The organism is Micromonospora musae, from assembly GCF_003626545.1.
GTDB lineage: Bacteria > Actinomycetota > Actinomycetes > Mycobacteriales > Micromonosporaceae > Micromonospora > Micromonospora musae.
The window spans coordinates 132,238-146,226 of the sequence record NZ_RAZS01000004.1; the positions used below are offsets into that span (position 1 = coordinate 132,238).

Annotated in this window: 11 protein-coding genes; 4 read left to right on the forward strand and 7 right to left on the reverse strand. The window is 72.5% G+C overall.

Annotated elements, in window-relative coordinates:
* Positions 1–14 precede the first annotated feature (14 nt).
* Positions 15–515 (reverse strand): transcriptional regulator NrdR, encoded by a 501-nt coding sequence (gene nrdR / locus D7147_RS12440; protein ID WP_120676997.1) that lies wholly within the window; start codon positions 513–515, stop codon positions 15–17.
* Positions 516–1,141: 626 nt separating this feature from the next.
* On the opposite strand from nrdR, the gene lexA reads away from it, so the two are divergent.
* Complete coding sequence (gene lexA / locus D7147_RS12445; protein ID WP_120676999.1) at positions 1,142–1,927, forward strand: transcriptional repressor LexA; 786 nt, start codon at positions 1,142–1,144, stop codon at positions 1,925–1,927.
* Positions 1,928–2,035: 108 nt separating this feature from the next.
* Here lexA and D7147_RS12455 read toward each other — a convergent pair whose 3' ends face one another.
* Complete coding sequence (locus tag D7147_RS12455; protein WP_199734167.1) at positions 2,036–3,802, reverse strand: hypothetical protein; 1,767 nt, start codon at positions 3,800–3,802, stop codon at positions 2,036–2,038.
* Between the two features lie 263 nt (positions 3,803–4,065).
* Positions 4,066–5,514, reverse strand: a complete 1,449-nt coding sequence (hflX, locus tag D7147_RS12460; RefSeq protein WP_120677802.1) for a GTPase HflX — start codon at positions 5,512–5,514, stop codon at positions 4,066–4,068.
* Positions 5,515–5,776: 262 nt separating this feature from the next.
* Between hflX and D7147_RS12465 the strand changes: the two genes are divergently transcribed.
* Positions 5,777–7,243: an NAD-dependent malic enzyme gene (locus tag D7147_RS12465; protein WP_120677000.1), complete on the forward strand. Its 1,467-nt coding sequence runs from the start codon at positions 5,777–5,779 to the stop codon at positions 7,241–7,243.
* Between the two features lie 102 nt (positions 7,244–7,345).
* Here the strand turns inward: D7147_RS12465 and dapF are convergent, their stop codons facing one another.
* Genes dapF through D7147_RS12480 form a run of 3 tightly spaced genes read right to left on the reverse strand, consistent with a single transcriptional unit; the run spans position 7,346 to position 9,916 of the window.
* Complete coding sequence (gene dapF, locus D7147_RS12470) at positions 7,346–8,191, reverse strand: diaminopimelate epimerase (RefSeq protein ID WP_120677002.1); 846 nt, start codon at positions 8,189–8,191, stop codon at positions 7,346–7,348.
* A 7-nt stretch (positions 8,192–8,198) separates the two neighbouring features.
* Positions 8,199–9,158, reverse strand: coding sequence for a tRNA (adenosine(37)-N6)-dimethylallyltransferase MiaA (gene miaA, locus D7147_RS12475; protein WP_407663344.1), 960 nt, complete (start codon positions 9,156–9,158; stop codon positions 8,199–8,201).
* A complete protein-coding gene (locus tag D7147_RS12480) occupies positions 9,143–9,916 on the reverse strand; it encodes a class III extradiol dioxygenase subunit B-like domain-containing protein (RefSeq protein ID WP_120677004.1) in 774 nt (257 codons plus the stop codon). Before D7147_RS12480 ends, miaA begins: the two co-directional genes overlap by 16 nt.
* A gap of 152 nt (positions 9,917–10,068) precedes the next feature.
* Here D7147_RS12480 and D7147_RS12485 point away from each other — a divergent pair, with 152 nt between their 5' ends.
* Positions 10,069–11,277, forward strand: coding sequence for a DUF349 domain-containing protein (locus D7147_RS12485; RefSeq protein WP_120677006.1), 1,209 nt, complete (start codon positions 10,069–10,071; stop codon positions 11,275–11,277).
* A gap of 100 nt (positions 11,278–11,377) precedes the next feature.
* On the opposite strand, the gene miaB is transcribed toward D7147_RS12485, so the two are convergent.
* Positions 11,378–12,856, reverse strand: a complete 1,479-nt coding sequence (gene miaB / locus D7147_RS12490) for a tRNA (N6-isopentenyl adenosine(37)-C2)-methylthiotransferase MiaB (protein ID WP_120677008.1) — start codon at positions 12,854–12,856, stop codon at positions 11,378–11,380.
* Between the two features lie 212 nt (positions 12,857–13,068).
* Here miaB and D7147_RS12495 point away from each other — a divergent pair, with 212 nt between their 5' ends.
* On the forward strand, positions 13,069–13,977 hold the full coding sequence (locus D7147_RS12495; protein WP_233563113.1) for an alpha/beta fold hydrolase: 909 nt from the start codon (positions 13,069–13,071) through the stop codon (positions 13,975–13,977).
* Positions 13,978–13,989 lie beyond the last annotated feature (12 nt).

The window sequence follows — 13,989 nt, forward strand, 5'->3', positions numbered from 1 at the left end:
AGAAAACCGAAAAGTCAGTTGGTGCGGCCCGCGGTCTCGACCGCGTCGGCCCCGCCGTTCTCGCGGGCGCGGGCGGCGGCCCGCAACGACTCGATCTCGCGCTCGAAGTCGGCGAGGGAGTCGAAGGAGCGGTAGACGCTGGCGAACCGCATGTACGCCACCTCGTCCAGGTCCCGCAGCGGGCCGAGGATCGCGAGCCCCACCTCGTGGCTGGGGATCTCGGCGGCGCCCTTGGCGCGGACCGTCTCCTCCACCCGTTGGGCGAGCAGCGCGATCGAGTCGTCGTCGACCGGCCGGCCCTGGCACGCCTTGCGCACCCCACCGATGATCTTCGTCCGGCTGAACGGCTCGGTCACCCCGCTGCGCTTGACCACCGCGAGGACGGCCTCCTCGACCGTCGTGAAGCGCTTGCCGCACTCCGGGCAGGACCGCCGCCGCCGGATGAGCTGGCCGTCGTCGGCCTCCCGCGAGTCGACCACGCGTGAGTCGGCGTGCCGGCAGTACGGACACCGCATCGCTGACCTCCTTGATCGACCACTGTCGCACCGGGGATTCCCGGGCACGGCTCACCACGGCGGAGCCATCACCCGATGGCCGCCCGCCGTGACACTGTACGGGAGTGCGGTCGGTAGTCGGACCCAACCTATAGGCAACTTACGCCCGTGTGACTACTACATCTAGGGGTCGACCGTATGTCGCCAGCCGACCCCGGTCAAGTTGGCGGCATGTCCCGCGTGTCACTCCCGCACCTGCCGCCGGCACCCGCCGGGACGGACGAGCGGACCCGGTCGAGCGGCCCGCCGGGGCGGGCCGATCGGCCCGCCCGCGCCACCGGTGAGCCCAACGGCCGGGGGCATCCGGAGTTACCGTCCGCCCGGTCGGGATTCGGCCGACGGACCGACAGAATTCGAACAGGAGTGCCAACTGACGTAACATTTAGCAGAACAGCAGTACGAAAGAAGCACCTTTGCCCGCGACACGCCGGTGACAGGTCGTACAGATGTTTGAAAATGGCTGATCTCACCTATACGGTCATGACCAACCGGTCGGGGCGGGATTCCGCCGCACCGGTACGCACACCGGCATCACCGCACGCAGCACGGGACGCCGGGCGCACCCAGCGCCGACAGGGAGGACGGACGTGACCGACGACGGGGCCAGCCGGCCGAAGAACCCGCAGCAGGTCGCCGAGGCGGGTCCGCCGGCCACTCGGCGCCGGAGCGCCGCACGCAGCCGGACGGGGCAACCCACCGTACGGCCCGTCACCCCTGTGGTCAGCAGCTTCCCCGACCCGGCCACGGTCGATCTGACGGCTCGGCAGCGGCGGATCCTCGAGTTCATCCGCACCTGGGTGGAGCGGCACGGCTACCCGCCCAGCGTCCGCGAGATCGGCGAGGCGGTCGGGCTGGTGTCGCCCTCCAGCGTCGCCTACCAGCTGAAGGAACTGGAGAAGAAGGGCTTCCTGCGCCGGGACCCGAACCGTCCACGCGCCGTGGACGTCCGCTCCCCCAGCGACGCGCTCGACGACGAGCTGACCCGCTCGCAACGGCCCACTCCGGCGTACGTGCCGATGCTGGGTCGGATCGCCGCCGGTGGCCCGATCCTCGCCGAGCAGGCCGTGGAGGACGTCTTCCCCCTCCCCCGCGAGCTGGTCGGCGAGGGCGAGGTCTTCATGCTCCAGGTCAAGGGCGATTCGATGCTCGACGCGGCGATCTGCGACGGCGACTGGGTGGTGGTTCGGCAGCAGCCGATCGCCGAGTCCGGTGACATCGTCGCGGCCATGCTCGACGGTGAGGCCACCGTCAAGACCTACCGGCGCCGTGACGGCCATGTCTGGCTGATGCCGCAGAACCCGGCCTTCGACCCGATCCCCGGTGACGACGCCACGATCATGGGCCGAGTCGTGGCGGTGCTGCGCCGGATCTGACAGGCGGCGCCCACCCGGTCGGCCGTGCCGCCGGGTGGGCGCGCCGCCCGCTCCGTCCGTTCGCCGCGAACTCAGCCGGCGCCGCGAACTCAGCCGGCGCCGAGGGGATCAGTAACGGTCCCCGCCGCGGTAGCCGTCGCCGCCACCGGGGTACTGGCCGTACGGGTCGTCCTCCTGGCGTCGGCGACCGCCGCGTTGACCCCGGTAGTCCTGGTCCGGTCCGCCGCGTCGAGGCGGTTCGGCACGACCGCCACCGCGGCCGTAGCCACCACCGCCGGGCTGCCCGCCGCCGTAGACGCCGCCGCCGCCCTGCCCGCCGCCGGGTTGTCCGCCACCACCACCGGGTCGGCCACCAGCCGGGGGTCGGCCACCGCCGGAGGGCCGGCCACCACCGGAGGGCCGGCCACCGCCGGAAGGCTGACCGCCACCGGGAGGCTGGCCGCCACCGCCGTAGACGCCGCCACCGCCACCGCCGGCCGGGCGGCCGCCACCAGCGCCGTTACCCCGGCCACCGCCGTAGACCCCGCCGCCGGCCGGCGCGGCACCACCCCGGCTCGGACCACCGCCGTAGACTCCGCCGCCCGCAGGCGCGGCACCACCCCGACTCGGACCACCGCCGTAGACCCCGCCGTCCGCGGGCGCGCCCCGATCACGACTCGGGGCGCCGCCGTAGACACCACCCCGACCGGGGTCGGCCCCCGGAAGCTCGTCGGCCCTACGGCCGCCGGGCGAGCCGTCGCCACGGTCTCCGCCGGAGGCGTCGTCGCCGGCCCCCTTACGTTTGCGGGACCGGAGGATCCCGACGATGCCGGCGCCGACCAGCAGCAAGCCCACCGCGCCGATCGCCGCGACCAGGTAGGTGATGTCCTCGATGCTGAGGTCGGAGAACCACGAGCGGCTCGCCGTCGCCTCGACCTCCGCGTCCTCGGCGATCGGCTCGGCGCCCTTCGCGGAGGGGGTGTAGCCCAGGATCTCGACCTTGGCCTCGTCGTCGTCGAGCTTCCCGACGTCCGAGGCCGTGAGGAAGCTCTTCCCGTCCGGGGTGTAGGTGATCGCCTCACCGAACGGGTCGGTGAGCGGCGTCACCCGGGGCTCGTTGGAGAGCGCCTTGACGATGTCGCCGCCCGTGACGTCGTACTCGAAGGCGTCCGCGTACGTCCGCAGCACCACCCTGCTGCCGTCCGGCGAGCGCGCCGCACCGGTGATCGCCACCCGGCCCATGACGCCGAGCGGGTTCTCCGTCTGCGTCTTCGGCAGCTTGACCGTGCCGACCTTCTCCATCGGCACCGGGTCGCCGGCGGTGAGGGCCGCCGTCGGACGGTAGATCTCGGCCGCGCCCGAGGTGACCTTCGTGATGATCAGCGGCAACTTGTCGTCCGCGATCAGGAGCGCCTCGGCGTCGTGCGGCTTCCCCTGCGGGTAGGTGAGACGGTACTGGGTCGGCTTCTTGCCGCCGCTGACCGGCATCGTCCAGACCGAGACCGACTTCCGGCGCTCGCCGATCGGCTCGTCACCCGTGTCGGCGATCCAGAGCGTCTTCTTGTCCGGGGAGAGCGCCAGATCCTCCGTGTCGGTCGGCCCGTCGCCCGAGTACGACACCGGGTCCTTGGCGATCTCGCACTTGCTGTTCAGCAGGAAGACGCGCTCGCGCGACTCGATCTCGCTACCGTCGTTGATGACGACGTATCCACTGCTGGTCGCCACCAGGCCGGAGAGCTGACGGGCCCGCTCGTCGGTGATCGTGCACCGCTTCTTACCCGGAACCGGGTCGACGGCGGTCGAAGCAGCGGGAGCCGCCAGCGCGACTCCGTGAAGCGCCACGGTCGCCCCGAATAGTCCGAGGGCGACCGTGACCAAGGAAACAGCGCGGCGCATTGCGCAAGTGTCGCATGCCCCGGTTTCGACCGGGTGACGCCCGCAAGGCGACTCGGGTGACGCCGGCAAGGCGGCTCGGGTGGTGCCGGCAAGGCGGCTCGGGTCCGCTTCACAGGGCTCGCCCGAGCGAGCCGATGCCCGAACGGCGATCCGGAAAGGCGGAGGTTCGTCCGGACACAACACCGAGTATCCGGACGAACCGCCAACGCAGCCGGTCGTCACCGGGGGCCGGCGCAACCGAGCACGATCTTGTGAAACGGACCCTACGGGCGCGCGGGCGCCATGCTCTGCTCCGCGTACGGGGCCAACTCCGCGGCGAGCGCCTGGTTGACCCGGACGTGCACCCGGGTGCCCTCCGGCAGGTGCGCGGTGCCGAGCATCTCGCCGAGGCGGTGCACTCGGGCGACCAGGTCGCCCCGGTCGTACGGCAGGACCGCCCGGACCTCCACCGCCGGCCTCGGCAGCCGGTCCTCGATGGCGGCGCGCAGCTCGTCCATCCCACGCCCGGAGTGGGCGGAGACGAAGATCGCATCCGGCCAGAGGCGCTTGAGCCGCAGCAGGGTCTCCTCGTCCGCCGCGTCGGTCTTGTTGACCACCAGCAGCTCGGGCAGCCGGTCGGCGCTCACCTCGGCGAGCACCTCACGCACGGCCCGGACCTGCTCCTCCGGATCCGGATGGGCGCCGTCAACGACGTGCACCACCAGGTCGGCGTCGGCGACCTCCTCCAGCGTCGAGCGGAACGCCTCGACGATCTGGTGCGGCAGGTGCCGGACGAAGCCCACCGTGTCGGAGAGCGTGTAGACCCGCCCGTCGGTGGTGGTGGCCTTGCGGATGGTCGGATCCAGGGTCGCGAAGAGCGCGTTCTCCACCAGCACGCCGGCGCCGGTCAGGCGGTTGAGCAGGCTCGACTTGCCGGCGTTCGTGTAGCCGGCGATTGCGACCGCGGGCACCGCGTTGCGGGTACGTCGGGCGCGCTTGGTCTGCCGTACCGTCCGCATGCCCTTGATCTCGCGGCGCAGCCGCGCGATCCGGGTGCGGATCCGGCGCCGGTCGGTCTCCAGCTTGGTCTCACCGGGACCGCGCAGACCCACGCCACCGCCGGCGCCGCCGCCGCGCGCGCTACCGCCGGTCTGCCGGGAGAGCGTCTCACCCCAACCGCGCAGGCGGGGCAGCAGATACTCCAGCTGGGCCAGCTCGACCTGAGCCTTACCCTCTTTGCTCTTCGCGTGCTGGGCGAAGATGTCGAGGATCAACGCCGTCCGGTCGACGACCTTGACCTTGGTGCGCTGTTCGAGGTTGCGCAGCTGGGACGGGGAGAGCTCACCGTCGCAGATGACGGTGTCAGCGCCGGAGGCGAGCACCACGGAGCCCAGGTCGGCAACCTTGCCCCGACCGATGTACGTCGCCGGGTCGGGCCGGTTACGCCGCTGGATCAGCCCCTCCAGCACCTGCGAGCCGGCGGTCTCGGCCAGCGCGGCCAGCTCGGTGAGGGAGTTCTCGGCGTCGATCTGCGTACCCTCGGTCCAGACCCCGACCAGCACCACCCGCTCCAGGCGGAGCTGCCGGTATTCGACCTCGGTGATGTCCGTGAGTTCGGTGGAGAGGCCGGGGACCCGCCGCAGCGCCTGCCGCTCTGACAGCTCGAACTCGCCCGTGGTGGCGTCGAGTTCCTCGTCCTCGAAGGGGACGACGACGGTGTCCTGGTCGCGCAAGCCGATCTCCTGTCCGTTCTGTTCGGGTACCAAGCAATCCTGACATGTGTCAACGCCCGACGCACCTGCTATATGCCCGCGTGGCCGCTTCTCAGCCCGGCCACCCGTCCCCGAGTTCATGATCGTCGGCCGTCGACCACGGGCCGCACCAGGTGCGCGAGGTGTGGCCGTACCAGCCGGTAGCGGGGCCGGATGCCGGTCGACCTCGGCGAGCGGGTAGAAATGCGAGTCGAGCCGCTCAGCGTTGACGGAGGAAAGACCTGTGGCCATCACCCGACTCCCGAGTGCCGGATTCTCCATCACGATCCGGATCGCCGTACCGGCGGACGCCTCGTCGATCGGGCGGCTGACCACCTCCGTCGGAGAGGCCGGGGCGATCGTCACCGCGCTGGACGTGGTCGACTCCGACCCCACCCACGTCCTCGTCGACCTCACCTGCGACACCGCCGACGCCGGCCACGCCGACCAGGTGGTCCAGGCGATCTCCGCGCTCGACGGGGTCGACGTGCGGAAGGTCTCCGACCGGACGTTCCTGCTGCACCTGGGCGGCAAGATCGAGGTCAGCTCGAAGGTCGCCCTGCGCACCCGTGACGAACTGTCCCGCGCATACACCCCCGGCGTGGCCCGGGTCTGCATGGCCATCGCGGAGAACCCGGCGGACGCCCGGCGGCTGACGATCAAGCGCAACACCGTCGCCGTGGTCAGCGACGGCTCGGCTGTGCTCGGCCTGGGCAACCTCGGGCCCGCGGCTTCGCTGCCGGTGATGGAGGGCAAGGCGGCGCTCTTCAAGCGGTTCGGCGGCGTGGACGCCTGGCCCGTGGTGCTCGACACGCAGGACACGGACGAGATCGTCTCGATCGTCAAGGCGATCGCGCCCGCGTACGGCGGCATCAACCTGGAGGACATCGCCGCGCCGCGCTGCTTCGAGATCGAGGCCCGGCTGCGCGAGGCGCTGGACATCCCGGTCTTCCACGACGACCAGCACGGCACCGCCATCTGCGTGCTGGCCGCCCTCACCAACGCGCTGCGCGTCGTGGGCAAGCAGCTCGCGGACGTCCGGGTGGTCGTCTCCGGCGCCGGCGCCGCCGGCACCGCGATCATGAAGCTGCTGCTGCGCCAGGGCGTGGGCGACATCATCGCGTACGACCGGCAGGGCGCCCTGCACCGTGGCCAGACCGACCTGAACTCGGCCTGGCAGTGGCTGGCGGAGAACACCAACAAGGAGAACTACTCCGGCGACCTGCGCGGCGCGATCCGGGACGCCGACGTCTTCATCGGCGTCAGCGCGCCGAACCTGCTCACCGGCGAGGACATCGCCACCATGGCCAAGGACTCGATCGTGTTCGCGCTGGCCAACCCGGACCCGGAGGTGGACCCGCGGGAGGCGCGCAAGCATGCCGCGATCGTCGCCACCGGCCGCTCCGACCAGCCCAACCAGATCAACAACGTGCTGGCCTTCCCCGGTGTCTTCCGCGGCATGCTGGACGCCCACGCCGAGGAGTTCACCGAGGAGATGGCGACCGCGGCCGCCAACGCCATCGCGGACGTGGTCGGCGAGGACAAGATCAACCCAACGGTGATCGTGCCGAGTGTCTTCGACTCCCGGGTCGCCCCGGCCGTGGCCGCCGCCGTACGCGCCGCCGCGCACAACCCGGCCCCCGCGCCCGCGGCCGACCCCGGCCCGGCCGACCTGCCGGAGATCGCCGCGGAGGCCTCCGCCAACCCCTGAGCTACCCGACCCTCGCGGGTCTTGCCTGAGATGTCGGAAGGGCGGTGCCTCTCACGGGGCACCGCCCTTCCGACATCAGCTGGATCGTCCGCGGGCGGAGAGTCAGACGTGCAGGTTGGCCGGGTCCAGCCGGCCGGTGGCCACGAGCACGGCGGGACCGGCGAGCCAGCAGCTGTCCGCGGTGACGGTGACGGTGACGCGTCCGCCGGGCACGTCGACCGCGACCACCCCGGTGTCCCGGTGCGCGTCCCGCAGAGCCACCGCCGCCACCGCGCAGGTGCCCGTGCCGCAGGAGAGGGTCTCGGCCGAGCCGCGCTCGTAGACCCGCATGAGCACGTGCCCGTCCGTTCCGTCCACCGGGCCTCCGGGAGCGGTGAACTCGACGTTCACCCCGGCCGGGAAGACCACCGGATCGAACTCGGGCGCCCGGGTCAGGTCCAGCGCCGGCAGGTCGAGACCGGCGGGCAGCGCGCAGACCAGGTGCGGGTTGCCCACGTCCACGGCGGTACCGGCCAGCGTGAGCCCGCCCAGGGTGGCGGTGGAGGTGTCGTAGAGCCGGGGGCGGCGCATCTCGACGGAGATGGTGTCACCGTCGACGAGGGCGCGTACGACACCGGCCCGGGTCGCCACCGGCAGCCCCTCGTCGGTGACCGTGGCCAGGTCGGTGTCGATCAGGTAGCGCACGAAGACCCGGGCGCCGTTGCCGCACATCTCGGCGGCGGAACCGTCGGAGTTCCAGTAGTCCATGAACCATTCGGCCTCGCCGGCGAGCGCCGCGCCCTCCGGGTGCTTGGCGGAGCGGACTACCCGCAGCACCCCGTCCGCGCCGATCCCGCGCCGCCGGTCGCAGAGCGCGGCGACCAGCCCGGGGGTGAGGTCGAGCGCCCCGTCCGGGTCGGGCAGGATCACGAAGTCGTTGCCGGTGCCATGTCCCTTGGTGAACTCCACGCCCCCATCATCGCGCAGCGGCGGGGACCAGCCGCAGGGCCTCGACGACCAGGCCCGGATCGGCCGAGTCCAGCCAGTGGACCCGGGGGTCACGCCGGAACCAGGAGCGCTGCCGGCGGACGAAGCGCCGGGTCGCCCGGATCGTCTCCTCGTACGCCTCGGCCTCGGTCAGCTCGCCGGCGAGGAAGCGCAGCACCTGCTGGTAACCGAGCGCCCGGCTGGCCGTACGCCCCTCCGGCAGACCGTGCCCGACCAGCTCACGGGTCTCGGCGATCAGCCCGTCGGCCCACATCCGGTCCACCCGCAGGGCGATCCGCTCGTCCAGGGACGCGGTGTCCAGATCCACACCGACCTGCACGGACGGGTAGTACGGGATCGGTTCGGGCAGCGCCGCCGTGAACGGCGCCCCGGTCAGCTCGATCACCTCCAGGGCCCGGACGATCCGGCGACCGTTGCCCGGCAGGATCCCCTCGGCGGCGGCCGGATCGGCGGCGCGCAGCCGCGCGTGGAGCGGCGCCGGGCCGACCTCGACCAGCTCCCGCTCCAACCGCTCCCGGATCGCCGGGTCGGTGCCCGGGAACTCGAACTGCTCCAGCACCGCCCGGACATAGAGGCCGGAGCCGCCGACCAGCAGCGGCACCCGTCCCCTGGCCAGGATGTCGTCGATCGCCGTACGGGCCAGCCGCTGGTACTCGGCGACGCTCGCCGGCTCGGTGACGTCCCAGATGTCCAGCAGGTGGTGCGGAACACCTTCCCGCTCGGCCGGGGTGAGCTTCGCCGTGCCGATGTCCATGCCGCGGTAGAGCTGCATCGAGTCGGCGTTGACCACCTCGCCGTCGAGGGCGTGCGCCAGCGCGATGCTCAGCGCCGACTTGCCGGCCGCCGTCGGCCCGACCACGGCCACCACCGTCCCGACCGGCGGGCGGCCGCCACCGGCCTCGACCGGCCCGGTCACGCCGCCTCCCAGCCGGCCACGAAGTAGGCCACGCCGTAGGGGGCCGCCGCGTAGTGCAGCTCGCCGCGCCAGTCGCCGCCCGCCGCGTGCACCGCACCCGCGAGCACCTGCCAGGGCGCGCGGCCGGCGACCTTCAGCTCCGCCGACAGCACCGGGTCCAGGCCGAGCAGGGCCTCGGCGTCCGCGCTGGCCAGGGCCGTGGCCACCGATTCGTCGTACGCCTGCGCACGCGGGTCGTCGTAGCCGGGCGACTTCTGCCCCCGGCAGGCCGACCCGTCCCCCATCGTCAGCAACCCGACCCGCGGTCGGTACTCGTCGACCTCCTCCGCGAGCCGGGTCACCTCGTCGGCTGACGCGGCCGGCGCCACCTGCACGCCGACGACCCGCGCGCGGACCGGGTGTCGGGCGAGCAGCCACGCTCCGATGGTCAGGCTGATCGGGAGCACCGCGCCCCCGCCCGCCTCCCCCGGCGTCGGAGCCAGCGGAACGGTCAGGTCGACGCCGAACGGGCCGAGCGTGCCGATCGCCGGTGGGATGATCCACTCCGTCGACGGGCCGGAGCCCAGCACCACGACACAGTCCGGCTCGGCGGCGAGCAGCCGGCTCAGCGCGGCGTCGCAGGCGGCGCGGAGCGCGTCGAGCTCGGCGGCGGCGGCACCGGCCACCTCGGGCACGAGCAGGGGCGGGTGGGGGCAGACGGCGGCGGCGACCAGTGGCACCCGTTCACGGTAGCGGGACGCGCCGGTGCGTCTGTGCGCCGATCCGGTCATCCGGGCGCTAGGACACCGTATGGTCACGGTCGGCGATAGGCGCTCGACGGGGACGGGGTCGTACCTGTGACAATGCCGGGGAGAAACTTGGCTGCGCTGTGGCGGCGATCGGGACACTGCTCTCCCGACGCCGGGAGAACGAGGATGGGCACATGAGCGACTGGACTGCCTTCGGACGGGTGGACGCGGACGGCACCGTGTACGTCAAGACCACCGAGGGCGAGCGGGTGGTCGGATCCTGGCAGGCCGGGGCACCGGAGGAGGGGCTGGCGCACTTCGCCCGCCGCTTCGCCGACCTGGTGACCGAGGTGGATCTGACCGAGGCCCGGCTCAACTCGGGTGCGGCGGACGCCGGCCACTCGCTGAGCACGATCCGCCGGATCCGGGCTTCGCTCGCCGAGGCGCACGTGGTCGGCGACATCGACGCGCTGGCCGCACGGCTGGACCGGCTCGCGACCGTGGCCGAGGAGAAGGCGGGCGAGGCCCGTGCGGCGCGGGACGCGGCGCGCGGCGAGGCGCTGGCCCGTAAGACCGCGCTGGTCGAGGAGGCGGAGAAGCTCGCCGCCGAGTCGACCGGGTGGAAGACCGCCGGGGACCGACTCAAGGAGATCCTCGACGAGTGGAAGACCATCCGCGGCGTCGACAAGAAGGCCGACGGGGAGCTGTGGAAGCGGTTCGCCGCGGCCCGTGACGGCTTCACCCGCCGCCGGGGCGCGCACTTCGCGTCCCTGGACGCGCAGCGCAAGCAGGCGCAGGCGGAGAAGGAGGAGCTGGTCACCGAGGCCGAGAAGCTCAAGGACTCCAGCGACTGGGCGGCCACCGCCAACCAGCTCAAGGACCTGATGACGCGGTGGAAGGCGGCGCCACGCGCGTCCAAGGAGGCCGAGCAGCGGCTCTGGGAACGGTTCCGCGCGGCGCAGGACGACTTCTTCACGCGGCGCAGCGAGGTCTTCTCGGCTCGGGACAACGAGCTGCGGGGCAACCTGGAGCGCAAGCAGGCGCTGCTCGCCGAGGCGGAGGCGCTGGACATCGACAGCGACCCGAAGGGTGCCCAGGCGAAGCTGCGGGACATCCAGGCGCAGTGGCACGAGGCCGGCCGGGTGCCCCGCGAGGCGGCTGCCGGGCTGGAGCGTCGGCTCCGGGTCATCGACGAGAAGGTCCGCGAGGTGATGGACTCGGCCTGGCGGCGGACCTCCAAGGAGGACAGCCCCCTGCTCGCCCAGATGCGGGCGCAGGTCGCCGAGGCGGAGGAGCGGCTGGCCCGGGCTCAGGCCGCCGGTGACGCCCGCCGGGTCCGCGAGGCCGAGCAGGCGCTCGCGTCCAAGCGGCAGTTCCTTCAGCTCGCCGAGCAGTCCAGCTGACCTGATCCAACCCGAAAGCCCCGGTCCCCTCGCGGGACCGGGGCTTTCGCGTCGCGGTCACCCGGCACGCCGGTTGACGTCGACGGGGGCCCGCTCCAGCTCAGTGCGCGGCGCAGCCGGAGGTGGGGGCGGGCGGGGCCGCCGGCGCCCCGATGGTGGGCAGTCCGAGCAGTACGCCGGGGGTGCGCGGTGAGCGCCCCGCCTCGAACGCGTCACCGGCCCGGGTACGTCGGTGGGAGAGCGGCTCACCGTCGGCGTTCAGGTGGTGCGGGGCGGCGTACGTGACGGTGGTGTGCACGATGTCACCCGGGCGGAGCTGCCCGGCGAGGGAGCCCGCGTCGAAGTGCACGAGGCGGCCGTCTCGGGCGCGGCCGGACATCCGCCCGGTGCGCTCGTCCTTGCGGCCCTCGCCGACGGCGACCAGCACCTCGACGTTCTCACCGACCAGCTTCTTGTTCTCCGCCCAGGTGATCTCCTCGACGCAGGCGATCAGCCGGTCGTAGCGCTCCTGCACCACCTGCTTGGGCAGCTGCCCCTCCATCGTCGCGGCGGGGGTGCCGGGGCGCTTGGAGTACTGGAAGGTGAAGGCCGAGGAGAACCGGGCCTCCCGCACCACGTCGAGGGTGCGCTCGAAGTCGGCGTCGGTCTCACCGGGGAAGCCGACGATGATGTCCGTGGTGATCGCCGCGTCCGGCATCGCCGTCCGGACCTTCTCGATGATCCCGAGGTAACGGTCGGCCCGGTAGGAGCGGCGCATGGCGCGCAGCACCGTGTCGGAGCCGGACTGCAGGGGCATGTGCAGCGAGTGGCAGACGTTCGGCGTCTCGGCCATCGCCGCGATCACGTCGTCGGTGAAGTCCTTCGGATGCGGGCTGGTGAAGCGGACCCGCTCCAGCCCCTCGACCTCGCCGGTGGCGCGCAGGAGCTTGCCGAAAGCGAGCCGGTCCCCGAACTCGACGCCGTACGAGTTGACGTTCTGCCCGAGCAGGGTCACCTCCAGCACGCCCTCGTCGACCAGCGCCCGGACCTCGGAGAGGATGTCGCCGGGACGGCGGTCCTTCTCCTTGCCGCGCAGCGACGGCACGATGCAGAAGGTGCAGGTGTTGTTGCACCCCACCGAGATCGACACCCAGCCGGCGTACGTCGACTCGCGGCGGGTCGGCAGCGTCGACGGGAAGACGTCGAGGGATTCCAGGATCTCCACCTCGGCGGCGGCGTTGTGCCGGGCCCGCTCGAGGAGCACCGGCAGCGAGCCGATGTTGTGCGTGCCGAAGACCACGTCCACCCAGGGGGCCTTGCGGACGATGTCGCCGCGATCCTTCTGGGCCAGGCAGCCGCCGACGGCGATCTGCATCTCGGGGTGCTTGTCCTTGACCGGACGCAGCCGGCCGAGATTGCCGTAGAGCCGGTTGTCGGCGTTCTCCCGGACCGCGCAGGTGTTGAAGACGACGATGTCCGGGGTGTCGTCGCCCCCGGCGGCGCGCACGTAACCCGCCTGCTCCAGCAGGCCGGAGATGCGTTCCGAGTCGTGCACGTTCATCTGGCAGCCGTACGTCACGACGTTGTAGGTCCTAGCCACCTGCTCGGCGCCCCTTTCTTCGGGGTACCAGGGTAGCGGCCCGCTCGGCCGAGCCGATCGCCCGGCATTGGCCCGGCGGCCCATGGCGGGGTCACCCGGCGGGCAGTACGCTGCACACCAGGACTGTGTTCTGGGTGGTTTCGGGGGCTTTGCACTCAAGACCCACCGGTGTGCGTTCGGGGAAGCACATGACGAAGCCGCGGGAGGCCACCGTGACGCTAGAAAACGCGGCACAACACACCGTCGTCACCCGCGACGGGCGGCGGCTCGCGGTGGAGACCTCCGGTGCTCCCGACGGCCCCGCGGTCTTCCTGCTGCACGGCACCCCCGGCAGCCGCAGCGGCCCCCGCCCCCGCCCGGTCGTCCTCTACCGCCTCGGCGTGCACCTGATCTGCTACGACCGGCCCGGCTACGGCGACTCCGACCGGCACGAGGGCCGTCGGGTGGCCGACACGGCCGCCGACGTCGCGGCGATCGCCGACGCCTTCGGCATCGACCGGTTCGCCCTGGTGGGCCGCTCCGGCGGCGGTCCGCACGCGCTGGCCTGCGCCGCGCTGCTGCCGGACCGGGTGACCCGGGCGGCGGTCCTGGTCGGGCTCGCCCCGGCCGGCGCCCCCGACCTCGACTGGTACGCCGGCATGACCAGCGAGAACGTCGACGAGCACAGCCTCGCCGACGCGGACGCCACCGAGCTGCGCGATCTGCTCACCGTGCGGGCCAAGGACGTCCAGCGGGATCCGATGACCCTGCTGGAGTTCCTCCGCCCGCAGCTCACCGAGCCGGACATCCGGGTGGTCGACGACGTGGCGATCCGCCGGCTGCTCACCGACATGTACGCCGAGGCGCTCCGGCACGGTCCGGAGGGCTGGATCGACGACGTGCTCGCCGTCCACCGGTCGTGGGGCTTCGACCTCGGCGCGATCCGGCTACCCGTCCGGCTGTGGCACGGCGAGCAGGACCGCTTCTCACCGGTGGCGCACTCGCGGTGGCTCGCCGCGCGGATCCCGAACGCCGAGGTCCAGGTGCAACCGGGGGCGGCGCACTTCGGCGCGGTGGAGATCCTGCCGCAGACCCTCGCCTGGCTCAGCACCCCCGAGCTGGCCGCCGCTCCGCGGCTCTGAGCCCACCGGCGC

What these genes read in the sequence shown, in the direction of transcription:
- nrdR (WP_120676997.1), bottom strand. Translation starts at nt 515, where the DNA reads ATGCGGTGTCCGTACTGCCGGCACGCCGACTCACGCGTGGTCGACTCG.
- D7147_RS12455 (WP_199734167.1), bottom strand. Translation starts at nt 3,802, where the DNA reads ATGCGCCGCGCTGTTTCCTTGGTCACGGTCGCCCTCGGACTATTCGGG.
- D7147_RS12480 (WP_120677004.1), bottom strand. Translation starts at nt 9,916, where the DNA reads ATGACCGGATCGGCGCACAGACGCACCGGCGCGTCCCGCTACCGTGAA.
- D7147_RS12485 (WP_120677006.1), top strand. Translation starts at nt 10,069, where the DNA reads ATGAGCGACTGGACTGCCTTCGGACGGGTGGACGCGGACGGCACCGTG.